Genomic DNA, 26,528 nt, shown 5'->3' on the forward strand with positions numbered 1-26,528 from the left:
TATTTAATAAATTACTGAAATTAAAGCATCTTTAGTATTAATATCTTTTTTATCTTCAACGACAACATCTTTCGCAATATTTGTATTCGTCACAACAATCATTACAATGTCATCTAAAGAAGCATTTCGAATGATTTGACTGTCAAATTCAATTAATGGTTGACCTGACGTTACAGTATCTCCTTGTGACACCAGAGGTCTGAATCCTTCTCCATTTAATTTCACAGTATCTATACCTATATGAATCAATAATTCTGTTCCATTATTGGACTTCAATCCAATGGCGTGACCGGTAGGGAAAAGACTTTCAACAGTTGCGTCGAATGGAGCAATAATGACATTGGATTTTGGTTTAATTGCAATACCTTTGCCCATAGCAAGTGATGAAAAGACAGGATCGTCAACTTTTTCTAACTTAATAAGTTCACCTGTTAATGGAGCTTTAATAAAATCATCAGATCCTAGTGGGACAGTATCATTTTGTTGCGTTATTGGATCAGTATTTTCATGTTTATTATCAGTTGATGGGTCTTTTATTGAGGCATCAGATTGAGTTAAGCCTTCTTTTTTATCAGAATGAGCAATGAAACCTACGATTGTAGCAACTAACATACTCAGAAGAGATGCTAATACAATGAGCCAAACTGTAGAATCTAATCCATTATCTCCAATATATGCTGTGTATCCGAAAATACCTAAACCTCCCATAAAATAAAGCTTTGTCCCAGCGAAGGCGACAAATCCTCCAAAAATACCGGCAATGATACAGCTATAAATAAACATTTTCTTTCGTGGTAAGGTAATACCATAAATTGAAGGTTCAGTTACTCCGAAAATACCTGATATGGTAGCTGGGAAGGCTAACGATTTTAATTTAGTATTTTTAGTCTTTAAGAAAATACCTAGTACAATACCAGTTTGAGCGAAAGAAGCTGCAAATATTAAAGGATGAATAATATCGAATCCAGAAGTAGAAATATTATTCATCATGATTGCTACAAGGCCCCAATGGAGTCCAAAAATGACTAATACTTGCCAGAAAGCACCTAACAATATGCCTGCAACTATAGGACTCAAAGCATGAATACTAAGTGCACCTACACCAATCCAGTTGGCAATCCAAGATGAAATTGGACCAATAATTAAGAACGTTAAAGGAACAATAACTAATAATGTAAAGAAGGGAACTAAGAACGTCTTAACAACATCGGGTATAATAGTTTTTAGTTTTCGCTCAAGCTTACTCGCAAAATAAACAGCAATAATGATAGGAATGACACTAGATGTATATGTCATAGAAATAACAGGCAATCCTAAAAAGGTTAAATTTGACTCTACTTCGAATAAAGTACCAGAGAACAGCGCGCTTGCACCCTTGGCACCCATTTCCATAGCACTAACTAGCGTTGGATATACTAAAGCTGCGCCAATAGCCATGCCGAGGAAGTGGCTTGAACCAAATTTTTTAGCTGCTGTAAATCCTAAAAATATTGGAAAGAAATAAAAAATAGAGTCTCCAATAGCATGTAATATTTGATAGGTACCAGATTGTTCAGTAATCCATCCTAAAGCTAAAAATAAAGCAGCAAATCCTTTAATCATCCCAGCTGCAGCGAGTACACCCAAGATAGGTTGAAAGATACCAGAAACGATATCTATAAAACGATTGAATAGATTTCCTTTATGTTCATCGGTATTTGCTTCATCATCGTTATGGTTAAAGTTTGCAACATGGTTAACTGCAGTGTATACATCAGGAACATGGTTACCTATAACCACCTGATATTGACCACCCGATTGCATTACTGTGACAATACCATCACGACTTTTTAAGTAATCCGTATCTGCTTTGGTTTCATCTTTCAACTTAAAACGAAGACGTGTAATACAATGTGTTAAAGAATTTATATTATCAACGCCACCAACCTTTTCAACAATGTCTTTAGCTAATAACTCATATTTCATAATAAAATCACCCCAATTTGTTATGAATAGCTATATAGTTAAGAAATGAGCAGTTTAAGGCGATGACATACGTCTAATTTTCTAGTGGCCACTGAAGAAAAATGTCTGTTTATCAAGCATCTAAAATGATCTTAACTAAAATAGCAAAAATAAAAACCCAGAATAATACACATACGACGCCCTAAGGTACCGTTATGCATTACTCTGGGTTTTGCCTACTTAAAGTTACAACCCCAAACGTCGATAGTGACGTCTAAAGTAACAATAATATAAGATTAAAAACATTATAGCGTTTTAAATATTTAATGTCAACGCTTACATTGTGATTTTAACAAGCGTGCAATATGCAAAATAAGATATACACGTTCATCATTTGATACTTCATGTTGGTAATGTTTTTGGAGAAAGTCAGAAATTTTATCAACACAAACATCAGATTGTTGATATTTTTGCTTTAAAACATCTAATAAGCTTTCATCTGTAACTTCGTTTAAAGATTCTACATTAATTAGCCTTTGGCTAAAAAACTTAAGATGGGTTACAAATCTTGAGTAATTAAGTTCGTCTTCATTAATGTGTAAATTAAAATGATAACGTACAATATCAAGTATACTTTTGGTGATTTTAGTAATTTCATAGATATTCGAAATATTTTCATCCATACTTGCATTAACAATGTGCATTGCTATAAAACCTGCCTCATCTTTAGGCAGTTGTGTCTCAAAACGTTGCCGAATAACTTTAATGGCTTTTAAACCAATTTTAAACTCTTGAGGATAAAGTTTGGCAATTTCATAAAGTAATGGATTTTCGATATTATGACCCTGTTTTGTACGTTTAATTGCATAATCAACGTGATCTGTGAGTGAAATATAGATTGATTCTGAAATAGGTGTTTCATATAATCGATTGGCTTCAACAATTATATCTTGAATGGTTATGAATATGTCTTGATCAATTTCATTTAGTAGTGTAAGCAAATGCTCTTGTTCATTACTGGTGAGTCTAAAAATTTTATCGATTTTATTCTTATCTAAAAGCTGACCATTTTGTTTCCCAAACGCGATTCCTTTTCCCATTACGATACGTTCTTCATGAGTGATAGTAGAAATAACAACATTATTATTTAGTATTTTAGTAATCTTCATGATAAATAACATCCCTTATTTATTAATTATCTAATATAAATAATTTTATATATTAAATATAGATTAAGAGATTGTAATAAGTCAAAAGAAAATGAAGCATAATGATCGATTTAGTAGCAATTAAAATGAAAATAGACTTGAAGTGACCCCAAGTCTAAGTGTATAAATGAATTTAGTTCTTATCTGCTACACATGAAGTGTCGCTGTGAATATTTACACCAAATCCTTCTGGAGAAAGTAGTTGTAGCTCTTCAGATTCTGGTTTATAGATGTCTACATGCGTTAAGCCAAGGCTATTTGAATTATCTATACGAACTGTATCAGATTGCCAAGTGTTCGTAGCGATATGATGATGATAGCTATTCGTAGACATAAATAAAGCTTGAGGGAAGTCGGATATGTGTTGCAAACCGAGTTGTTCCATATAGAACTGTTTTGCTTGCGCTAAATCAGCTACTTTTAAGTGTAAGTGGCCTATCTTAGCATTGTCGGGCATACTGTCCCAGCCTGTTTCAGTACGTTGTGCCACTAAATCATTTACATCTACTGCAAGTGTATCCATTTTGACTTTACCGTTATCCCAGGCCCAAGTAGATTTAGGGCGGTCATAATAGACTTCAATGCCGTTACCTTCTGGATCTGCGAAGTATAAGGCTTCACTAACAAGATGATCGCCACCACTAATTTGAATTCCCATACTTGAGGCATGGTATAAAAAATTGCCTAAGTCAGCGCGTGTGGGTAGCAGAACAGCAATATGGAATAAGCCAGCCTCTCTCATAGAAGGGCGTCGTGCATCGATAATTTCATTTAAAGTAAGCGTATGACTGTTTTTTCCTATATTAAAAACGATAGATGCTTTGTTCTCATATCTAATTGTTAAACCTAATATATCCTTATAGAATAAGCGCATAGTAGATAAATCAGCAACATTGAGTGTAATGTTTGTTACGTGCGTTGAGGCATAATCATGAAAAGTCATTATATAAAACTCCTTATATCATACTTGTATTCGTGTTAGTTACAAGTATGATGTTAATATAAAAAATATACTAGGTCAATCATTAAGTTCTTTAGGTGAGTGTGAAAATAAGTTGTTTCTTGTATATTGAGTCATTTAAAATGGGTATAGAATACAAATCATACTTAATAGGGGACAGGTTCATGGCACATTATTACTTTAAAGAAAACTTTTTTAATACTTCAAAATCTGTTATTGATGTTTTTAATGATAGTGATGAAGCGTGTTTCAAATTACAGTTATTTTATACATCTGCTACGCAAGAAGCATTTGCAATGTTTGGCAATAATAAACAAAATTTTGAAATTACTGATGGTCAAGCTACTTATCGTATTTTACAAGAAAAAACAATCCGTGGTGCGCTTAAAACACCGTTTAAAACTGTTTGGCAAGTTGAGAAAAATGGGACGGTTATTGGAACATTTCGTTCAAAAATGGGAATTAAACCAACCATGTTATTTGAAGGGAATAAGGGAGATGTTTTAAAATTCCAATCAGGTTTTATTTCAAGAAGTGTGAAAGTTATGGAGGGGCGTCATGAAATTATGCACAGTAAATCGGAACGCTTCAAATTAGCATCTCGTCACGACCTTGATATACACACTAAAACATACCATCCGGCTATGCTTGTAATGTTGTTTCAAGTATTTTATGAATTTCAAGAACAACAAAGAAAGCAATCTAATTAATTATTAATGCAGATATTTTTTTAAATAGAAGCACGATAAAAAGCACCACTAACTATTGTTTTAGTTAATGGTGCTTCTTGTTTAAGGATAGCTATATCAAGATTTAACCTACATATACATCTTGATATTCTGAATTTTTTTCAATGACATTCTTGGCGAACGGACAAGATGCTACTACTTTTAAATCATTGTCGCGCGCGTAGTCAACTACAGATTTAACAAGTGAAGAACCAATGCCTTGGCCCCCTAATTCATCAGGAACACCAGTATGATTAATGTCAATTTGATTATCGTCTTGTGATTGGAAAGTGATTTCTGCTTGTGGATTGTTCTCATCGTCACCAATATAGAATTTATTTGTACCTTGTTTAATTTCAGCCATGTTACCACTCCTTTTATTATACGTAACACTTACTAAATATCACGTTTAGAGATAATTTAAACAATTATATCTAAACGTTTAAGTTATCTCTAACCAAATTAATAGTATAAAATAGTATGATTTGAGCGTTAACCATTGAAATATAGCTGAAATAAGTTTATAGTTTTAACGGAATAATTTCGATTTGGAGGGGCGGATTTTGAAAAAAAGTATACTATTGTTACTCATATGTACGCTCGGTATAGTATTAGGTGCATGTGGAAACACAAACGAAGAAGAAAAAAAAGATGTAAGCACAAAGAATAAATTAAAGATATCTACTACTGCATTTGCTTTTCAAAGTTTTACAGAACAGATTGGCGGTAAATATGTGGATGTGCATTCAATATATCCTCCAGGGGCAGATATTCATTCTTTTGAACCAACACAAAAAGATATGATTGATATCGCCAAAGATGATTTATTTATATATTCAAATAATGAAATGGATCCAGTGGCTAAAAAGATTGCTAAGTCTATTAAAAATGATGATTTGAAATTGCCTTTATCCCAAAATTTAAGTAGTCATGACCTTGTAGCAAATGATGAACACGAACACAAGCACGAAGATGAACATGAAGCTCATGAAGAAGGCAGTGAGGATCCACACGTTTGGCTGGACCCAGTCTTAGATAAAAAATTTGCTAAAGAAATTAAAGATAATTTGGTGAAAAAAGATCCAGAACATAAAGCCTACTATGAAGCAAATTATAAAAAGATCACAAAAGACATCAATGCCATTGATAAAAAATTAAAAGTAATTACTAAACAACCAAAACGAGACACTGTAATTATTTCACACGATTCTATTGGTTATTTAGCGAAACGCTATGGCTTCAAGCAAGAAGGTGTTAGTGGTATGAATAATGAAGAACCAAGTCAAAAAGCTTTAATGGGAATTGTGGAAGATATAGAAAAATCACAACAACCTTACGTTTTATATGAACAGAATATTTCATCTAAGGTAACTGATGTTATCAAGAAAGAATCAAATACAACGCCGGTAAGTTTCCATAACATGGCAACTTTATCCAAAGATGAAGAAAAGCAAAAAAACATATCATATCAATCATTGATGGAACGTAATATTAAATCTTTAGATAAAGCGTTAAATCATTAAAATATAGTATGAATAATAAGAAAAAGCCTCGAAATAGTGATGAAAAATCACATGGTTTCGAGGCTTTCATAATATTGACTAATAGCTATAAATAATTAGATGGATATCAATCATATCGAATATAGGATACTGTAGTATTGTAATATTCTTCAAAGCCATGAATACCGTCAGCGCCACCTAAACCTGATTCTCTCCAACCAGCATGATAGCCATTAACTACTTCTTCAGCTTCACAATTTGCATAAACTTCGCCAAATTTAAGTTTTTCAGTTGCCCGCATAACCTCTTTTAAATCTTCTGAAAAGATATAAGATGATAATCCAGCGTTTGTGTCATTAGCTAAATTGATTGCCTCATCAAAATTTTTATAAGTAACTATTGGTAATACAGGTCCAAAAATTTCATCTTTAAAAGCACTATCTGTTGTGTTAACTTTATCTAAAATTGTTGGCGCATAAAAATAGCCGGCTTGATCAATTTTATGACCACCTGTTATTAAAGTAGCACCATTTTGTATGGCAGATTGTACTTTTTCATCGATGCTATCTAATTGTTGTTGATTAATAATTGCACCGTAGTCAGTAGTTTCAGAGAATGGATCGCCAACTGTTAATTCTTCCATTTTGGCTTTTAATTTATTAATAAATGTGTCATGCACAGCATCATGTACAAAAATTCGTTCAGGACAGGTACAAACTTGTCCCGCATTATTAATTCTAGCTGCCACGAGATAGTCAACAGCTTTATCTAAATCAGCGTTTTCTGTTACAAGGGCAGGGGCATTACCACCTAATTCTAAATTAACTTTTTTAACAGTATTTGCACTTGCTGCATAAACAGATTTACCTGCGCGCATGCTACCAGTTAATGATATTAATTGTATGTCTGGATGTTGTGCTAATTGTGTACCTACTGTTTCTCCAGTACCAGGGAGTATTTGTACTAATCCAGCAGGAATAGTAGATTCACGGATAAGTTCGGCAAGTTTTAATGTTATTAACGAGGTTGCTTCACTTGGTTTAATAACAACAGAGCAGCCTGTGATAACAGCGGGAATGACTTTTCTCATTAAGACCATTATTGGAGCGTTCCAAGGCACGATACCTGCAGTCACACCGAGTGGTTTTTTTGTAAGTAAAATCGTTTCATTTTCCCGACTATTTTGCAACACTTCGCCTTTGTTAGACATACTCAGGCTAGTCATATAATCTATAAATTGAATGGATTTATCTATTTCACCTTTGGCTGAAGCTAGTGTTTTGCCTTGTTCTTTAACATATAAGTCTGCTAACGTATCTTTATGCTTCTCTAGTAAAGGTATTAATAATTTCACATGATCAGCACGCGTAGGTTCTGGCACTTGTTCCCATTCTAACTGTGCTTGTTTAGATTTTGCTACTGCATCATTGACTTCTGATTCGGTAGCAAATGTTATTGTATCTAGCTTTTCTCCTGTAGCAGGGTTAATTACATCCATTGTGTCAGTCGATTTGCTTGCTATAAATTCATTGTTTATAAATAGTTTATTCAATGTTTGACACCTCCACACTATCACTTCTACCACTTATAAGGAATGTGAAAACAGAAATAGTATAATTCTAGTCAGCTTTGTAGAAGAATATTTATTTTTACAAAATGAAAAGGATTGTTAAAGATGGCCCTTAATAGATGAACAGAGTGATGATTTTATAAAGTAATATATTTTTTATACTTATGTGTTGACTTATTTTTATTATGGCGTTATAATTTATCTCGAATTCGAAATAAATTTAAAGTAGGTGATGTGGTGGATCGTACTAAGGAATCGTTAAATACTTTTATTGGATTAAACCGGACACTTGATCATTTAGAAAAGATTGTTCGTAAAGATGTACAACGTCATGGGCTAAATATAACAGAATTTGCAGTAATGGAGCTACTTTATAATAAAGGTGATCAACCTATCCAACGTATTGGTAATAGAGTATTGATTGCTAGCAGCAGTATTACTTATGTTGTAGACAAATTAGAAGAGAAGGGTTGCGTCATTCGAAGACGTAACAATCAAGATAAACGTGTGACCAATGCTTCGCTTACGGAAAAAGGTCGTACGATGATGGATCAAATATTCCCAGAACATGCAGAAACTTTAGAATCAACATTTTCGGTACTAACCGATACAGAAATTACAACCTTACAGAAAGCTTTGAAAAAATTAAGTGCGCGACCTATAAAGTAGGATAAGCACTTAAATTTTTATCTAAAAATACTTCGAAATCGAGATAAAATTAAAAAGAGAGAGGCGTTTATTATGACAAATAATCAATTGTTAGGAATTCACCATGTAACAGCAATGACGGATGATGCAGAAAGAAATTATAAATTTTTTACAGAAGTATTAGGCATGAGACTTGTTAAAAAAACAGTGAACCAAGATGATATTTATACGTATCATACATTCTTTGCAGATGATGAAGGATCTCCAGGCACAGATATGACATTTTTCGATTTTCCAAATAATCCTAAAGGTGCAGCGGGCACAAATTCAATTTCTCGTGCAGCGTTTAGAGTACCTAATGATGCGGCACTTGCATATTATGAACAACGGTTTAATGAATATGGAGTAAAACACGAAGGTATTCAGTCATTGTTTGGAAAAAAAGTTTTACCGTTTGAAGAAGCGGATGGGCAAAGTTATCAATTAGTTTCTGATGAAAATAATAAAGGTGTAGCACCTGGAAAACCATGGAAAAATGGTCCAGTGCCAACAGATAAAGCAATATATGGTCTTGGTCCTATTGAAATAACAGTAAGCTATTTTGAAGATTTCAAAAAAATATTAGAACAAATTTATGGAATGAAGGAAATCGCAAGTGAGGATAATGTTGCATTATTAGAAGTTGGTGAAGGTGGCAATGGTGGTCAAGTTATTTTAAGAAAAGATACAGAAACACCGGCAGCACGTCAAGGATATGGTGAAGTACATCACGTATCCTTTAGATTACCAGATCATGAAGCGATTGAACAATGGTTAGAAAAATATCAATCCGCAGGTATAGGAAACTCAGGTCTAGTTGATAGATTCTACTTTGAAGCTTTATATGCACGTATTGGCCATATCTTAATTGAGGTATCTACAGATGGACCAGGATTCATGGGAGATGAGCCATACGAAACATTAGGTGAAAGCTTAGCTTTACCACCATTTTTAGAGAAACAACGTGAATATATCGAATCAGAAATTCGACCATTTAATACAAAAAGATAAATGATAAATATAAGCTTATTTTAGAAGGTAATTGTAATATTACGACATTTCAAAGCATTATAAATGAAGGAGGTTATACTATGGAAGCTATCCAACATATTCATCATATTTCAGCAATTGTAGGTAATCCAGAAGAAAATATTAAATTTTATAGAGACATTTTAAATTTAAAATTAATCAAAAAAACAGTCAATTTCGATGATCCATCTACGTATCATTTATATTTTTCTAATGATGGTGTGGACAATGGAACAATTCTAACATTCTTTAATTGGCCAAATGCACATAAAGGTCGTATTGGTTCAGGGCAAGTTGAAAGAATTGCGTTTAGAATTCCAAAAGATGCAATAAGTCACTGGGAAAAACATTTGAAAGCACAAGGTATAGAAGTCTCTCGCACTCAACTATTTGATAGAGAGACATTGGAATTTAATGATGTTCATGAGCTACCATTAGCATTAGTTGAAAGTGAAAGTATACACGATGGAAGTCAAGATATTATTGGTTTTCATGGCGTAACGATGTTATCAGCTGATCCCTTGGCAACAGTGCACACATTAACTAATGATATGGGATTAGAGACAATAAACGAAGATGAAACGCACATCCACTTAGAAACTGTTGGTGATTGGCAACATCATGTTATGGTAAAAAAAGAGCCACCTGACACGGCGGTACACTGGGGTGTAGGCGTTGTACATCACATTGCTTGGTCAGTACCATCAACAAAAGTACATCGTGCTTGGCAGGTGAAAATGAGCGACAAAGGTTATCATGTGACTGATGTCAAAGATCGCAATTATTTTGAAGCAATTTATATGAAAGAGCGTGGCGGTATTATTTTTGAATTTGCTACTGAAGGTCCGGGATTTACTATTGACGAACGGTTTGACGAATTGGGTTCTAGTCTAGTCTTACCGCCTCAATTTGAAGAACAAAGAGCAGCGTTATTGCAATTATTACCACCCATCCGTATATAACGTCAAAGGCTATGATTACAACTAACTACAATGGCTAATTTATTGATTTAAAAGGGAGCTGAAATAATATGGAACATATTTATAGAGAAGGCGAAGCAAATGCACCGACATTTATTTTATTGCATGGCACTGGTGGAGATGAGAAAGATTTATTACCTTTGGCTACAGTATTAAATGATAAATATAATGTATTAAGTGTAAGAGGAGAAATTTCTGAAAATGGTATGAATCGCTTTTTCAAACGTCATGGTGAAGGTCAGTATGATGTTGAAGATCTTAATTATAGAACTGAACGTTTAATTACATTTTTAAAAGAAGCGGCTCAAAGATATAATTTTGATTTGTCACAAGCAGTACCTGTAGGTTTTTCAAATGGTTCAAACATTGCAATTAGTATGATATTACATGAAGATACTGCTTTTAATACAGCGCTATTGTATGCACCACTTTACCCTATAGAGATTACAAACAATAAAGACTTAAGTCAAATGAAGGTATTGCTTTCAATGGGAGAAAATGACCCAATTGTCACAGTAGAAGATAGTAATCATGTCATTGATATTTTTAAAAATCGCGGAGCGAATGTGACTGAGTTATGGGTAAATAGTCATGAACTTACACAAGCGGGTGTTCAAGCAGGACAAAAAGTGTTGAATCAATAAGTGGCATTTAAATGATTTGAATTTTAAGCGTTGAGACAAATATTGCTTTAGTCGAGGATAAAACCTATGTTCTAAAAGCATAACTTGTGTTTCAACGCTTTTTTAGTGAATGGAGAAATAGTATAGATTAAATGTTAGTGGTAGACATAGCAATAAACTAATATTTAGATATTCAAAATAAAGTGAGCTACAATTATAAAATATAAATATATCGAAAATAAAGGTGGCCATCATTATGGAGAATAGTGCGTTAATAATAATGGATATGCAAAATGGCATTGTAAATAGTTTAGAATTTAAAGATGAGGTAATTAAACATAATCAGCAAGCTATTGAAGCAGCAAGGCAAAATAACATACCAGTTATATTTGTAAGAGTGGCTTTTAATGGAACATTTCTAGAAGTCTCTCCCAATAACAAAATGTTCTCTCAATATCAAGCAAGCGGTCAACAGATGTCATTGGCTGATGAATCAACACAGATCATTGAATCATTAAATCGTAAAGAAGATGAACCAATTGTAACTAAACATCGGCTAAGTGCATTTACAGGCAGTAATTTAGAAGTATTATTGCGAGGCCTTCAAGTTAATCATATCGTGTTAACAGGTGTAAGTACGAGCGGAGTGGTGTTATCTACGACAGTTGAAGCAGCAGATAAAGACTATAAGATCACTATATTAGAAGATGCTGTCACTGATAACAATAGTAAAAAACACCAATTCTTAATGAATGAAATACTGACAAGATATGCTGAAATCAGTTCAACACATTCATGGACAGCAGTACTATAAATTTAAAACCCCAAGTTATCGTCGAAGATTCAGTTCTGGCATTTAAAGCCAAGAGAATCGAGCGTTAACTTGGGGGTTTTATGTTACATAAGGCCGATAAGTTTCATCCAAAGTGAGCCAATACCTAACCATACAACAAAGTAAAATATAGCCAATATAGCATTCATTGCCCACCAGCGATTTTGAGTTACATAGCCGGCAGAATAAAGAATAGGAGCAGGGCCACTACTATAGTGTGTTGTAGATGCCATTAAATTACCAAAGAAACCTAATATTAAAGCACTGAATAGTGGTGGTGCACCCGTCGCAATTGCCACGGCAAGTAAAGCAGAATACATGGCACTTACATGTGCTGTCGAACTTGCAAACAGATAGTGAGAGTAGAAGTAGAAGAGCACTAGTATGATGAGGACAATTGGCCAACTTAAGCCGCCTAAACTGCCTGATATACTTTTACTTAACCATGGTATAAAACCAAGTTCATTGAGTTGATTTGCCATCATAACTAAGATTGAGAACCAAACTAATGTATTCCAAGCACCTGTTTCTTTTAAGACATCATTCCATGTCAGTACACCTGTAATGAGTAAAAGTGATAGCGCAATAAATGCAGTTAAGGTTGCATCGATATTTAAGAGACTACCTAATACCCAAAGTATGAGTGCTATTAAAAAGATACCAATCATGAATTTTTCACTCTTAGATATTGTACCCATATCGTTTAATTCATTTTGAGCCCATGTTTTGGCATTTGGGGTCTCTTTAATTTCAGGCGGGTATAACTTATAGATGATTAACGGTACTAAAATTAAAGAAATTACTCCAGGGATGAGAGCGGCTAAGAACCAGTTCATCCAAGTAATATCGACACCTTGATGTTTTGCGAGTGATTGAGCTAATGGATTACCAGCCATTGCAGTTAAAAACATAGCAGCTGTAATTAAATTACCATGAAACTCTGTAAAAATAAGAAATGCCCCCATTTTACGTTGTGTACCGTCCTCAGGTTTAGAACCAAAAGAGCGAGAGAGCGCATTAATAATTGGGAACATAATCCCACCAGCACGAGCCGTGTTACTTGGTGTTGCAGGTGCTAAAATCAGATCAACACCTATCAGTGAATAGCCTAGCCCTAAAGTTTTCTTGCCAAATAGTTTGACGAATTGCAATGCGATACGTCTCCCTAAGCCTGTTTTTACAAATCCTCTTGAGATAAAAAAAGCCATGGCAATTAGCCAAATACTACTGTTACCAAACCCAGCGACCGCAGTATCTATTTTGACCGTACTCGTAAGCACAGTGAGTGAGAAACCAATCATTGCGACTGCACCAATTGGTAAAGGTTGAGTAATACAACCAATAATCGTTGCAACGAATATAGCGAACATATGCCATGCTGTTGCATCTACGCCATCTGGTTTAAATGGGGTAAGAAACCAAATGATGAGCCCTACAACTACAGGGATAATGAACTTTTTATAATTAATATTACTATTCACAAATATTCACCTTTCTTTACTTTCAATTTATAAAATATTAGGAACTAAACATGCATAGCTACCCACTATCAATAAAAGAGAAAAGACTGTTATGAATTTGAATGAAGTGATGTAATGCGTATAGATTCGTATATCTTATAGCTTCAATAGTTCCATCTCATTTCTTAATTTTAATATATAATTTTCATAATAATTATAGTGTCAGCAAAACATATTGTAAAGGTTCCATATTATTATGTAATGCGACAAATGTTAATAGGAAACATAAAGACATGTGAAGGATTGATTAAACTATCGTAATTCAAAAAAATAAATGATAACGTTTTCATATAGAAGGAGGCCTTCTAATCAAAATTTATTGCAGCAATTTAAACCCAAAATGAATATGAGTAGGTGACAAGTGAATGGAAAGAAATTTAACTAAATTTCAAAAGTATGCATTTGGATTTGGTACAGTCGGCAAGGATGCTGTATTTAACATTGTAAGTTTATTTTTGATGTTTTATATGAGTGATATTTTAGGATTATCTCCAGCTTTTGCAGGGGTATTATTTTTTATTGCTAGGATTTGGGATGCTATTAATGATCCGGTGATGGGGATGATTGTAGATAATACACGTAATAAGCTAGGTAAATTTAAAACTTGGCTTATTATAGGAACATTGATTAATGCGGTAATCACAGTGTTATTATTTACAAATTTTGATATGTCTATCACTTCGATGTACGTATATATATCGATCGTATACATATTGTGGGGAATGACCTATACAATTATGGATATTCCTTATTGGTCTTGGTTACCAAACTTAACAAGTAACCCCAGGGAAAGAGAAGAAATAGCTGTAGTTCCGCGTTTTTTTGCGAGCTTTGCAGCATTAATTATTGGTAGTTTTGGTCTATGGTTTATAGATGAATTAGGTGCTCTGTTTGATAGTGGTTCTAGGGAAACAGGTATCTTTATACTAGCTATTATTTGTAGTGTCATTTTTATTATAACTATAGGGATCACAGTCATTTTTGTTAAAGAAGATGTAGAAATTGAAAGACAGAATGCGATTAAAGTTAACTTTAAAGACATATGGCGTATTTTATTTAAAAATAAAGAACTATTAGCGATTATTGGTGTAATTCTTGCATTTAACTTGTGCGGTCAAATGATTAATGGCATTATTATTTACTATTTTAAATATGTAACAAATGCTGAAAGCTTATTCTCGCTATTTAATACGTTAATTATTATGGAAATGGTAGCTTTGTTAGTCTTTCCATTTTTAGTAAAAAGATTAGGCCGTACCATAGTATTTAATAGTGCTATTTTAAGTGTTATTATGGGTCTCTTTGTCATATTAATTGCAGGATTTGTAGCACCACAAGCGCCTTTATGGATTATTTTAGGTGGTGGTCTCATCAGATATGGGACAGGAACATTAGTAGGTGTAAATACTGTCGCATTAGCAGATGTTATCGATTATAGTGAAGTTAAATTTGGGCAACGCAATGAAAGTGTGATTACATCTACACAAACATTTTTAGTGAAGTTGGCACAAGCGGTAGCTGGGTTATGTGTAGGTCTGGGACTTTCACTTGTAGGTTATATTCCTAACCAAGCCCAAACAGCAGGAACAATTTTAGGAATGAGAATTGAAATGATTGGTATACCGCTCATATTTATTATTGCTTGCGGTGTACTTTACCATAAGGCATTTAATTTAAAAGGTGATTTCTTAAGTGATATACAAAAAACGTTATATTATAAGCGTAAAAATAAAGAAAAACAAACCGACATTTAGTCGTTGTAACATTGCGGATTAAATACCATAACGCGCTCTATAGGCTGTAGCACTTATTTTGAAATAGTGCTTAAATGACTTAGAAAAAACGAGCGGGTCTTTATAACCTACACTATAAGCAATATAGCTAATGGGGTGTGACGTTTGTATTAACAGTTGAGCGGCTTGATGCATACGAAGATGTATCAAGTATGTTTTAGGTGATACATTGAAATGCTTAATAAACATTTTATAAAGGTAACTTCTACTCAAGTTCGCTTTTTTAGCAACGTCATCAATCGTAATGTTTGAAGTGAAATTATGATTTATAAAATCTAATGCCACTTGAATATTTGTATGTAATTGTTGGTTATCTATAATGTCTTGATTGGTCGGAAATGTTTCTTGTAAGCAATGTAACAACTCAAATAAATATTGATTTAATAAGATATCTTGTGATTTTTTAATATCCATATTTGCGGATAAATCACAGATTTTGGAAATGATTGAAAATAACAGTGTTGTATCATAATTTTTCATTACAATGTGCTCAGCTAAAGCTGAACGAGAAAAATAGGTATGTGCTTGTTTTCCACTTATACCAACCCAATAATAGCGCCAAGGTTTATTTATTGAAGGATTATATTGAACTTTCATGCCTTCCTTTAAAACAAAAACATCGCCAGCACATAAATGATGCGTTATGCCATTATATATAAAATCACCTTCGCCTTCTGAAACAATGTGAATTACAACAGGGCGAGTAACAATATAGTCATATCCAATAATAGATGTGCCTATTTCAATGCCGCATTCATCAACTTGGGCTTCATAATTAAATTTTTTGAATTTTTTCCATAATAAATGCATGAGGACACCCACTTTATAAAGATTAGTTTTAAATTATTGTACCATATATATATTAAATAATATTTGAATATATTATTGGAGAAGATAAAAGTTAGGAGCGGATTCGTTTGAATTTTAAATTTCATACTGATATAGAAAAACAAAGTGTAAACGCATTACCGAAACATGCTTATTTTGTACCATATACTAGTAAGGCAGAGGCTTTTTCTAATCCGAAGCGGGAACAGATGAATAGAGTAACGTTGCTCAATGGAACATGGAAATTTAGATATTTTGAGAGTTTGAATGCGTTTTTAAAGCAGCACGAATTATTAGAATTTGATGAAATTCCTGTACCAAGCGTTTGGAATTTACATGGATATGATCAATTACAGTATACAAACGTACAATACCCTATTCCATACGATCCTCCCTATGTACCTGAAAAGAATCCATGCGGTTTTTACCAAAAAGATTTTAATATAAAAAATTATGATGAAAAATTAGACTATCATTTAAACTTTGAAGGTGTAGCTGGTGCATATTATGTATGGGTAAATCACCAATTTGTAGGATACGGACAAATTGCACATGGTATTAATGAATTTGATATTTCCTCGTTTGTAGCAGCACAGAACAATAAAATTGAAGTATTAGTGTTCAAATATTCGGATGCCACTTATTTTGAGGATCAAGACATGTTTAGACATTCAGGTATTTTTAGAGATGTTTATGTTGTAGGGAGAAGTGAACAACGTATTATCGATTTCAAAATAGAGACAAAATTAGGGGAGTATGAAGCAGCGACGATTGAAGTAGCGATTTTAAATCAGAAGCAAAACCCTGAAGTAACCTATCAATTATTAGATAATGAAGGCAATGTTATTGCTGGTGATCATGCACCATTAGAAGGATTTTCAATCACTGTACCAGAAGCGAAATTATGGAGTGCAGAACGGCCCTATTTATATGAATTATTTGTAATAACAGCTGATGAAGTAATTAGTCAAAAAATTGGAATTAGGGAAGTTACTATTTCTAATAATAAATTATTAATCAATGACCAAGCGATTAAATTAAGAGGGGTCAATTACCACGATAGTGATCCTGAAACCGGATATTCAATAAGTAAAGAACGATTGCTCGAGGATTTTAAACTTATGAAAGCAGGCAATTTTAATGCGATTCGTACAGCACACTATCCGAAGTCACCATATTTTTATGAACTTGCAAATCAATATGGCTTTTACGTTATGAGCGAAGCAGACCTTGAAACGCATGGTGTTGTACTGCTATATGGTGAAGAAAATAACGAAGATTATAACCTCATTGCAGATGATAAACGGTTTGAGAAACCCATTTTAGAAAGAGTAACATCATCGATCGTCCCCTTGAAAAATTTCTCTTCAATTATTTCATGGTCTATGGGCAATGAAGCTGGTTTTGGTTGTAACTTTGAGAGGGCACTGGAACAAGCAAAACAATTAGATGCTACGAGACCATTACATTATGAAGGGGCGTTGTATGCTGAGGATCATCATGATTTATCACTGATTGATATGATTAGTAGAATGTATCCTTCTACTGATGAATTGGTACAACGTTATCTATCAAAGGAAGATTTAGATAAACCTATTGTTCTATGTGAATATGCACATGCTATGGGAAATTCTCCTGGAGGTCTTAAAGAATATCATGAATTAATGGAGCATTATGATGCGTTTATAGGTGGTTTTGTATGGGAGTGGTGTGATCATGCAATCAAAACTACTATCCAAAATGGTGCACCGGTATATAGATATGGCGGTGATTTTGGTGAAAAGGTACATGATGGTAACTTTTGTGTAGATGGTATTGTGAATCCAGATAGAGTGCCTCATGATAATTATTTTGAATTTCAACAAATACATCGTCCTATTATTTTAAAAGAGCACAGCGCTACTAATTATATTTTCGAAAATAGACTGGATTTTGTTGATATATCTGAAATAATTAATGTGATTTGTACAGTAACTCATCGAGACGGGGAAAAGGTTGTATTTGAGCTAGCGTTACCTGAATTCAAACCTCATACAATACTCGAAATGGATTTGAGTGAACATATTATGTTAGATACAGTCAGTGATGTTTCGTTTGCTTATGTAGTTAAAAAAGATCAATTATTATTACAACAAGGTACTTATTTAGGTACCGATCAAGTTATTTATAAACGAAGAAATATAAGTGCTTTCAATGACAAGCAGCAAGAAAATGTTTCTCTAATCAAGGATACATCACAAGAAGTCGTTGTTAAGTACCAAAATTGGTATTATGTTTTTGATAAACATTGTGGTGTACTATCGAAAGTGGTGCACGAGCAGCATATTTTAGTCAATGATCCTATACAACTTACAGTATGGAGAGCGCCGACAGACAATGATAATCATGTCAAAGTTGAATGGGAAAAGATGAATTATGATTCATTGCGTCCAAGAGTCTATGAGACATCTGTGAAGCAACATCATGATGGAAGCATTACGATTTGTTTTGACTTAGCACTTATAGAAGATCGGCGACCTAAAGTGATGACAGGGCAGCTAACATGGAGTGTTTTAAATCAAGGTGAAATATCAGTAGATTATAATATGACAAAAGAGACAAGAGCACCATTTTTACCTAGATTCGGTATGACGTTCAAATTAGCTGCGCAGTTTGAAACATTAAAATATTATGGTTTTGGGCCATTCTGTAGTTATATTGATAAAAGAGAAGCCAGTTATTTAGATATGTTTGAAACAACCGTAACTCGGAATTTTGAACATCATATTATGCCTCAAGAAACAGGAAGCCACATTGATACAAGTTACATTGCATTAACTGATGGTCAGTATCAAGCAGAAGTGGTGGCAGAAAAACCGATAAGTTTCAATGCAAAACATTATTCAGATTACCAATTAACAGTAGCTCATCATGATGATGAATTAATCGCAGAACCCTATACATTTTTAACTATTGATGAGGGACAAAGTGGGATTGGTACAAATAGTTGTGGCCCTAAACTACCAGAAAAGTACCAATTAAACCAATCACAATTTGAATTGAAATATAAAATACAATTTAGCAAACTTTAAAATTGAAACAACAATGTGATAGTTAAGTAGCAGAAGAAAGCGATAATAAAAAATTTATAAATTTAGTGGTAACTGAAAGATACATATTTGTGTCTTTCAGTTTTTTGATGTTTATCTAACGTTAAATAGGTATATAGTTATAATGTAATTTTAGGCAAAAAGAAAAATAATATAAAAATGAACTTACTTTGTATATTATGAGTAATAAATGAAGCTTATTTTAATGCGTTATGCTCCAAATTTTGATAGTATGTTTGCTTAATGCTTTTTTGAGTGATATCGTTCGTTGAATTGCATAATTGAAGACGTTTGATAATTAAATGAAATAGAGAGAGGGAGTATACGTGTCTTTACTAAATTTGCCACTAATGCTAGTCATTGTTATATTTTTAGCATTAGGTATTTTCAGCCAGTGGTTTGCTTCTAGAATCAAATGGCCATCTATCGTAGTTATGGCTATAGTAGGGTTGCTTGTGGGACCTGTGTTTGGCTTAATTAATCCACAAGAAAGTTTAGGAGAATCAGCGTTTAGTCCATTAGTGTCTATAGCAGTTGCGATTATACTTTTTGAAGGTAGCAGTAATTTAGATTTTCGAGAGTTAAGAGGTATATCCAAGGCAGTGGTTCGCATTATTACAATTGGGGCAATTATCGCATGGATTTTAGGTGCAATTACACTGCACTATGTGCTTGATTTTTCAATTGCAATTTCGTTGGTTTTGGGGGGACTGTTTTTAATAACTGGACCAACTGTGATTCAACCCTTATTAAAACAGGCTAAAGTGCGCAAAAGTGTGGATTCAATATTAAGGTGGGAAAGTATTATCCTAGATCCTATTGGACCGATGTTAGCGTTAGGTGCATTTTATGTCTTTCAAATTATAGAACAAGGCTTTAACTTACAAATTATTTTGAGTTTTGTCTTACGTTTACTTATTGCTGTCATTGTTGGATTTGCAGCATCTTATTTATTTATGTGGTTAATTAAACGTGATCTTATACCGCAAAATTTAATGCCACCGATCCAATTAGTATTCATCCTACTGACTTTTGCGATTTGTGATGAATTCCTACCAGAATCAGGTTTATTAGCAGTTACAATATTTGGTTTAATGATGGCACGTATGAAGCGGCATGACCTCATATTTAAAGAATCTGATCACTTTATTGAAAATATGTCGACAATTATGGTTTCAACCGTATTTATATTAATTACTTCATCATTGACCTTAGAAGTCTTGAAAAGTATCTTGTCATGGAAATTATTTATTTTTTGTGCAATCATGATTATTTTAATTAGACCTATATCAATTTTATTAGCTACAATTAATACCGAAATTTCAAAACGAGAACGAGCAATGGTATCAATGATGGCACCAAGAGGTATCGTTGTGCTAACAGTAGCTCAGTTCTTTGGTGGTTTGTTTGTAGAAAAGGGTACACCGATGGCTGAATATATTACACCGGTTACTTTTGGCTTGGTATTTGTAACGGTGGTTATTTATGGTTTTAGTTTCTTGCCATTGAGTAAAGTTATGCGGCTTTCAAGCACAGAGCCACCAGGCGTAATCATAGTAGGCGAAAGTGAATTTTCTTTTCATCTTGGTGCGAAGCTAAGAGCGCATCGAATACCAGTTATGACATTTAATTTATTTAATAATACATCGCAACGTTCTAAAGATTTGGACTTTGAAGTATTTGAAGGTAACTTACTTTCAAGTAATGATCGTATTTATGCAGATATGACGCGCTATAATAAATGTTTGCTTATGACACAATCATTTGTCTTTAATAGTTTAGCCTTTAATGAACTTGTACCTGAATTTGGGTTGAAAAATGTCGACATGATGCCAGTGTCATTCACTGATGAACATGCACGTAGTAACGTCGATGGACCGATTCGAAATCACATTTTATTTGATAAAAATTTTACTTCCCATTGGTTTAATCGTTTTATCGTTAATCATAATATATTAGAAATTCCAGTTTCAAATAAGCGACAATTAACTAAAAATGACATGATCTTATATCATATTAGTGATAATAAAGTTGTTACGTTTAAACGTAACAATAGTTTAATTGATGCAGATAATGGCACAATTGGCTATTTGAAAGATGCGTATTTACATCAAAATATATAATGAAAACCCATTTGCACTTAATTGAATTTTTGAGCAAATGGGTTTTAAATTTGTTTTATGTTCTGAGTCTTTAATTTACATAGCGATCATGCATCAGTTCTTTGAGTATGTCTATTTTTTCCTGAATTTCTTGACCTGTATTAGTATCTCTTATTTTTTTTCGTTTCAATTCTTTATCAACAACACGGCGAATAGATAATTCATCGGCACCGTTAAGTAATACATGTTTTTTTGAATTGAAATGTTGATGTGCCACGAGTTGCATACCAAATGAATTATAAAGTAGCGTGTAGCCAGCGATACCAGTTGTTGACTGGTATGCTTTAGAGAAACCACCATCAATCACAATCATTTTACCTTCAGCTTTAATGGGGTTTTCGCCGTCAATTTCTTTAACTGGTGTATGTCCATTAATGATATGGCCTTGATCTGGATCGAGACCAAAGTCTTTAAGCATTTTTCGGCACATATTTACATCTTCACGTAAATGATAATACGGATTTTTGGTTTCTTTATGAGCTGATTTATCCTTTATAAAGTAACGTTCGAAAGTTGTCATAGCACGCTTACCAAATAATGAAGAATATTTCCCAGTCCATAAATACCATACAAGATCTGTTGCCAAATCATCCTCGATGTCTTTGTGATCAAAAGCGACTCTCACATAATCTTCGAAATGGTCTAACAGATCTCTACCATAATGTTTAACACCATCAATAGTCATGGATTCCATCTCTCCATTTTCATCTACAGGAATACAGCCATGTATAAGTAAGTTTCCATTATAAGGCAAATACAGTTTCCCTTTTTGCATTAAAAATGTCATGTGACGTTTTAATTTTTCAGATTGTTGTACTGACAATAGTAGTTTGTCCATGACCTCAACTTCTTCTTCAATTAATTTATTTGGATCTTCGGGATCAATTGTTTGGAAGCAAGTATTATCTAAAGTATAAGTTTTTCCATAAAGCGTTGCTTCATTTTTTTCATAATCAATGCTTTCTAGCACTAAGCGTTCTTCCATTTCAAAAGTTGGACGACGCTTAATAATAGGTGCTTCTAGTTTGAACTGTATGATTGCGATAGCTTGGTGTATCTTAGTGATTTGTTCTAATTCTGGATCGGTTAATGCTTCAGGATTTTTAGGTCTAAATGCTAAATTTGAGCCATCATAATATTTTTCAGCAAGTGTTAATAAGGGACGTAAATTTATGCCATAGGCATCTTCTATGATATCTAAATTATCGTAACGGGCACAGATGCGTAGTAAATTAGCTAAGCAAACTTTAGATCCTGCATAGGCACCAATCCACAAAACATCATGGTTGCCCCATTGAATATCCACAGAAGGGTACGCAATCAAAGTTTCCATGATTTTGTCGGGTTCAGGACCACGGTCATAAATATCTCCAACAACATGCAAGTGATTGACAACAAGGTGTTGAACGGTAAAGGACAGTCCAATAATTAAATCGTCAGATTGTTCAAGTTCAATGATTTGGTTGATTAATTTTTCATAATAAGATTGTTTATTGTTATATTTATTACTTTTATAAAGAAGTTCTTCAATGATAAAAACATAATTTTTTGGTAAAGACTTTCGTAATTTTGTACGTGTATATTTTGAAGACGCATAAGTAATTAATTTAATTAAACGATTAATGGTTGTGATGTACCATTCATTCAATTCAGATTTAGAGTTAAAACTATTTTTGATTAATTTTAATTTTTCTTCGGGATAATAAACAAGTGCTGCAAATTCATTAATTTCTCTACGCGTGAGTGTATCTTGAAAGATATCATTTATTTTGGAACGCACATTGCCAGAACCGTTGCGTAATACATGTTGGAACGCATGGAATTCTCCATGTAAATCACTAACGAAATGTTCCGTGCCTTTTGGAAGCTCTAGTATAGATTCAAGGTTAATGATTTCTGTAGCTAACTCTTCTTTATTGTTAAATTGTTCGGATAAGAGATCTAAGTATCTCCCCTTCACACTTTTATCTGTTGGTTTACGCATTATTTAGGTCACTCCAGTTGTAATATTTTCATTTATATGGTCTAAACGTCTGAGTAAAACGCTTCCATTTATATCGTATATTGTAGCATTAATTTTGACTGCTTTGTCTATTTCTTATTATATTATGAATTTTAATTAAATTCTAAAATATGGCTTGTTGTATAATATAAATTAATTGAAAGATAGGGGTATAGTAGTTAAAACAACTGTAAAGATTATGATTTTGAGGTATTAATAAGGAAAATGGAAATTATGTTACTCAAATATACAAAAATGGTTATTTGTATAAACGTTGTAGAAAACATTCATTTTAATGAATGTTAATATGTGTTTTATTACTGATTGAAACACTAAATACACTTATGGTTCTGTAACGTGTAAAACCCTTTTAAATGTTGATATATAGCTAAAAAGTACATTTTGTCGTAATTGAATATAGAATTAATTTATAAAAAGCCCTTTAAAAATCTCTATACTTTTGTATAATGAATGCATGTAACAAAATTATTTATAGGGGAGTTATTTCATGTTTACATTGGGGGCAACATTGTCGAGCCAAGTTAATCCAAATTGGCAGACATATATTATGCTTAGTGCTTACTTCCTAGTGTTATTGGTTATTGGGTATTACGGATATAAGCAATCAACAGGGAATTTAAGCGAGTATATGTTAGGTGGTAGAAATATTGGTCCATATGTAACAGCATTATCTGCAGGTGCATCTGACATGAGCGGATGGATGGTAATGGGATTACCAGGCGAAGTGTATACAACTGGTTTATCAGCAGCATGGCTAGCAATTGGTCTAACAATTGGCGCATACATAAACTATATCGTCGTAGCACCACGTCTTCGTGTATATACAGAGAAGGCTGGAGATGCAATTACATTGCCAGATTTTTTTAAGAATCGTTTAGATGATCAATCAAATGTGATTAAGATCATTTCCGGTGCAATTATAGTAGTGTTTTTTACGCTTTATACTCACTCGGGAATGGTATCTGGAGGTAAGTTATTCGATAGTGCATTTGGATTAAACTATCATTTTGGATTAGTTTTAGTAGCTGCAATCGTTATTGCATATACATTTTTCGGTGGCTATTTAGCCGTGTCTTTAACAGATTTTTTTCAAGGGGTAATCATGTTAATTGCCATGGTAATGGTACCGATAGTTGCAATGATGCAATTGAGTGGTCTTGATACATTATCACAAGCAGCAGCGTTAAAACCTACAAACCTAGATTTATTTAGAGGTACTACAGCGATAGGTATTATTTCATTCTTTGCTTGGGGTCTAGGTTATTTTGGGCAACCGCATATTATTGTTCGTTTTATGTCTATTAAGTCAGTTAAACAACTTAAAACAGCCAGACGTTTTGGGATAGGTTGGATGGCGATTAGCTTATTAGGTGCAGTAGGCGTTGGATTAGTAGGAATTACATTTGTCAATGAAGGCGGTGTAACACTAGAAGATCCAGAAACATTATTTATTTTAATGGGACAAATATTATTTCATCCTTTAGTTGGTGGATTCTTATTAGCTGCAATTTTAGCTGCAATTATGAGTACGATTTCTTCACAACTATTAGTAACATCAAGTTCTTTGACTGAAGATTTCTACAAACTGTTCCGCGGTGAAGCAGCAGCTAAGGCGCATGAAAAAGAATTTGTACTTGTTGGACGTTTATCTGTTATCGTTGTAGCCATCATTTCAATTATCATTGCTTGGTCTCCAAACGATACAATTTTAAATCTTGTAGGTAATGCTTGGGCAGGTTTTGGTGCAGCATTTGGACCACTTGTACTATTGTCATTATACTGGAAAGGTTTAAGTCGAACTGGTGCAGTAAGTGGTATGTTATCTGGTGCAATCGTAGTTGTATTATGGATTATATATGTTAAACCACTAGGCGAAGTAAATGATTTCTTTAATTTATATGAAATTATACCTGGATTCTTAACGAGTTTGATAGTAACAGTTGTTATCAGTAAGTTTACTAAGAAGCCTCAAATTGATGTTGAAGCGGATTTAGAGGAAGTACGTCAACTTGTTAAAGGTGACATTAAGAACTAACAATTATAATTTATTTAGGGGTTAAATTATGATTGTTAATTAAATAAAGTACTAGACTTAGCACTTCTTTGATTTATATTACTTAATATAATCGTCTAGATGAAAAAAGGGAGAAATATAGAGAACGTGAAAGACTAACTTCAAAGGGGGAGTTAGTCTTTTTTACATCAAAAAAGGACTACGTATATGTAGCCCTTCGTATATAGCATAAAATTATTGTGCGCGATTTTTTTTGAATAAATAATAAAAAATATAAATGATGGCTAAAAAAATAATGGCATACATAATATAAGCGTATGTATGTAGTCCGTTCATTAATACATCCCAACTGCCACTTAGCACACTACCTAAATAAATTAAAGCGAAATTCCAAATCGTCGTACCGATTAACGATAATATGACAAAAATAAAAATGTTCATTCTATTGATCCCAGCAGGAATAGTAATAAGTACACGTAATACAGGGATAAATCGACATATAAATACTGCGATTGGACCATAATGTTTAAACCAGTCGTTCGCGCGTTCTACGTCTTTGCCTCTGAGCTTAATCCATTTTCCATATTTATCTACAAAACGGTATAAGCGGGTTTCTGAAACGAGCCTACTGATATAGTAGAGTACAATTAACCCTATAAGAGAAGAGAATGTAGAAATGATAAACAGCATACCGAGGGATAAGTCAGATTTAACAGACATTAAGCCAGCAAAGGTTAATATAATTTCAGAGGGTATAAAAGGTAGTATATTTTCTAATAATATTAATATCGCAATGGCTGCATAACCCCATGTGCTGATAAAATTAGTAAGTATTTGTTCCATAATTATGAAATGAGCTCCTTTGAAAATGAACGTATTATTATTGCTTTTTAAGCATTTGCATTCATTATAGTCCAATTTAGAGAATTATGCAGAAAAAGTTACTACTACTTTAGTATGAATCCATTCTAAAAATATAAGATTTATTTTTTTAGATAAGTTTAAATCTATTCCTTTTATAAGAGTAATATGTAA

Annotated in this window: 20 protein-coding genes; 11 read left to right on the forward strand and 9 right to left on the reverse strand. The window is 33.2% G+C overall.

All coding sequences use genetic code 11. The features are described from left to right. Positions 1-3: 3 nt before the first annotated feature. The 3 genes from QMO72_RS02140 to QMO72_RS02150 all read right to left on the reverse strand — a co-directional run bounded on the left by QMO72_RS02140 (position 4) and on the right by QMO72_RS02150 (position 4,095). Positions 4-1,965, reverse strand: a complete 1,962-nt coding sequence (locus QMO72_RS02140) for a beta-glucoside-specific PTS transporter subunit IIABC (RefSeq protein ID WP_103267539.1) — start codon at positions 1,963-1,965, stop codon at positions 4-6. Positions 1,966-2,273: 308 nt separating this feature from the next. Next, on the reverse strand, positions 2,274-3,113 hold the full coding sequence (gene licT / locus QMO72_RS02145; protein WP_286093228.1) for a BglG family transcription antiterminator LicT: 840 nt from the start codon (positions 3,111-3,113) through the stop codon (positions 2,274-2,276). A gap of 172 nt (positions 3,114-3,285) precedes the next feature. After that, complete coding sequence (locus QMO72_RS02150; RefSeq protein WP_103267537.1) at positions 3,286-4,095, reverse strand: VOC family protein; 810 nt, start codon at positions 4,093-4,095, stop codon at positions 3,286-3,288. A 182-nt stretch (positions 4,096-4,277) separates the two neighbouring features. On the opposite strand from QMO72_RS02150, the gene QMO72_RS02155 reads away from it, so the two are divergent. Beyond that, complete coding sequence (locus tag QMO72_RS02155) at positions 4,278-4,823, forward strand: tubby C-terminal domain-like protein (RefSeq protein WP_103267536.1); 546 nt, start codon at positions 4,278-4,280, stop codon at positions 4,821-4,823. Positions 4,824-4,926: 103 nt separating this feature from the next. Here the strand turns inward: QMO72_RS02155 and QMO72_RS02160 are convergent, their stop codons facing one another. Further along, complete coding sequence (locus QMO72_RS02160) at positions 4,927-5,205, reverse strand: GNAT family N-acetyltransferase (RefSeq protein WP_103267535.1); 279 nt, start codon at positions 5,203-5,205, stop codon at positions 4,927-4,929. 199 nt (positions 5,206-5,404) lie between these two features. Here QMO72_RS02160 and QMO72_RS02165 point away from each other — a divergent pair, with 199 nt between their 5' ends. Then, entirely contained in the window at positions 5,405-6,364 is a 960-nt protein-coding gene (locus QMO72_RS02165; RefSeq protein ID WP_103267534.1) for a metal ABC transporter solute-binding protein, Zn/Mn family, read from the forward strand. Positions 6,365-6,470: 106 nt separating this feature from the next. Here the strand turns inward: QMO72_RS02165 and aldA are convergent, their stop codons facing one another. Beyond that, positions 6,471-7,895 carry an aldehyde dehydrogenase gene (gene aldA / locus QMO72_RS02170; protein WP_103267533.1) on the reverse strand — a complete coding sequence of 475 codons (1,425 nt, stop codon included), beginning with the start codon at positions 7,893-7,895 and terminating at the stop codon, positions 6,471-6,473. A gap of 255 nt (positions 7,896-8,150) precedes the next feature. On the opposite strand from aldA, the gene QMO72_RS02175 reads away from it, so the two are divergent. From QMO72_RS02175 to QMO72_RS02195, 5 genes are all read left to right on the forward strand, one after another. Beyond that, positions 8,151-8,582, forward strand: coding sequence for a MarR family winged helix-turn-helix transcriptional regulator (locus QMO72_RS02175; RefSeq protein WP_069823020.1), 432 nt, complete (start codon positions 8,151-8,153; stop codon positions 8,580-8,582). A 72-nt stretch (positions 8,583-8,654) separates the two neighbouring features. Continuing rightward, positions 8,655-9,611, forward strand: a complete 957-nt coding sequence (gene mhqE / locus QMO72_RS02180; RefSeq protein ID WP_103267532.1) for a ring-cleaving dioxygenase MhqE — start codon at positions 8,655-8,657, stop codon at positions 9,609-9,611. Positions 9,612-9,691: 80 nt separating this feature from the next. Continuing rightward, on the forward strand, positions 9,692-10,591 hold the full coding sequence (locus tag QMO72_RS02185; protein ID WP_103267531.1) for a VOC family protein: 900 nt from the start codon (positions 9,692-9,694) through the stop codon (positions 10,589-10,591). Between the two features lie 68 nt (positions 10,592-10,659). Then, positions 10,660-11,253: a methylhydroquinone degradation carboxylesterase MhqD gene (mhqD, locus tag QMO72_RS02190; RefSeq protein ID WP_103267530.1), complete on the forward strand. Its 594-nt coding sequence runs from the start codon at positions 10,660-10,662 to the stop codon at positions 11,251-11,253. Between the two features lie 235 nt (positions 11,254-11,488). After that, on the forward strand, positions 11,489-12,046 hold the full coding sequence (locus QMO72_RS02195; protein WP_103267529.1) for a cysteine hydrolase family protein: 558 nt from the start codon (positions 11,489-11,491) through the stop codon (positions 12,044-12,046). Positions 12,047-12,129: 83 nt separating this feature from the next. On the opposite strand, the gene QMO72_RS02200 is transcribed toward QMO72_RS02195, so the two are convergent. Beyond that, complete coding sequence (locus QMO72_RS02200; protein ID WP_103267528.1) at positions 12,130-13,545, reverse strand: anion permease; 1,416 nt, start codon at positions 13,543-13,545, stop codon at positions 12,130-12,132. A gap of 404 nt (positions 13,546-13,949) precedes the next feature. On the opposite strand from QMO72_RS02200, the gene melB reads away from it, so the two are divergent. Beyond that, complete coding sequence (melB, locus tag QMO72_RS02205) at positions 13,950-15,338, forward strand: melibiose:sodium transporter MelB (protein WP_103267527.1); 1,389 nt, start codon at positions 13,950-13,952, stop codon at positions 15,336-15,338. A gap of 18 nt (positions 15,339-15,356) precedes the next feature. Here melB and QMO72_RS02210 read toward each other — a convergent pair whose 3' ends face one another. Next, positions 15,357-16,187 carry an AraC family transcriptional regulator gene (locus QMO72_RS02210; protein ID WP_103267526.1) on the reverse strand — a complete coding sequence of 277 codons (831 nt, stop codon included), beginning with the start codon at positions 16,185-16,187 and terminating at the stop codon, positions 15,357-15,359. A 107-nt stretch (positions 16,188-16,294) separates the two neighbouring features. On the opposite strand from QMO72_RS02210, the gene QMO72_RS02215 reads away from it, so the two are divergent. Both QMO72_RS02215 and QMO72_RS02220 read left to right on the forward strand, forming a co-directional pair. After that, the gene (locus tag QMO72_RS02215; RefSeq protein ID WP_103267525.1) at positions 16,295-19,276 is read left to right on the forward strand and encodes a glycoside hydrolase family 2 TIM barrel-domain containing protein; all 2,982 of its coding nucleotides are present in this window, start codon (positions 16,295-16,297) and stop codon (positions 19,274-19,276) included. A gap of 368 nt (positions 19,277-19,644) precedes the next feature. Continuing rightward, on the forward strand, positions 19,645-21,417 hold the full coding sequence (locus QMO72_RS02220) for a cation:proton antiporter (RefSeq protein ID WP_286093265.1): 1,773 nt from the start codon (positions 19,645-19,647) through the stop codon (positions 21,415-21,417). Between the two features lie 70 nt (positions 21,418-21,487). On the opposite strand, the gene QMO72_RS02225 is transcribed toward QMO72_RS02220, so the two are convergent. Then, complete coding sequence (locus QMO72_RS02225; protein WP_103267523.1) at positions 21,488-23,440, reverse strand: fructose-1,6-bisphosphatase; 1,953 nt, start codon at positions 23,438-23,440, stop codon at positions 21,488-21,490. A 526-nt stretch (positions 23,441-23,966) separates the two neighbouring features. Here QMO72_RS02225 and putP point away from each other — a divergent pair. Next, positions 23,967-25,514, forward strand: a complete 1,548-nt coding sequence (gene putP / locus QMO72_RS02230; RefSeq protein WP_103267522.1) for a sodium/proline symporter PutP — start codon at positions 23,967-23,969, stop codon at positions 25,512-25,514. Between the two features lie 213 nt (positions 25,515-25,727). On the opposite strand, the gene uptA is transcribed toward putP, so the two are convergent. Beyond that, positions 25,728-26,336 (reverse strand): undecaprenyl phosphate transporter UptA, encoded by a 609-nt coding sequence (uptA, locus tag QMO72_RS02235; protein WP_103266549.1) that lies wholly within the window; start codon positions 26,334-26,336, stop codon positions 25,728-25,730. Between the last annotated feature and the right edge of the window lie 192 nt (positions 26,337-26,528).

It is taken from the genome of Staphylococcus casei, assembly GCF_030294405.1.
GTDB lineage: Bacteria > Bacillota > Bacilli > Staphylococcales > Staphylococcaceae > Staphylococcus > Staphylococcus succinus.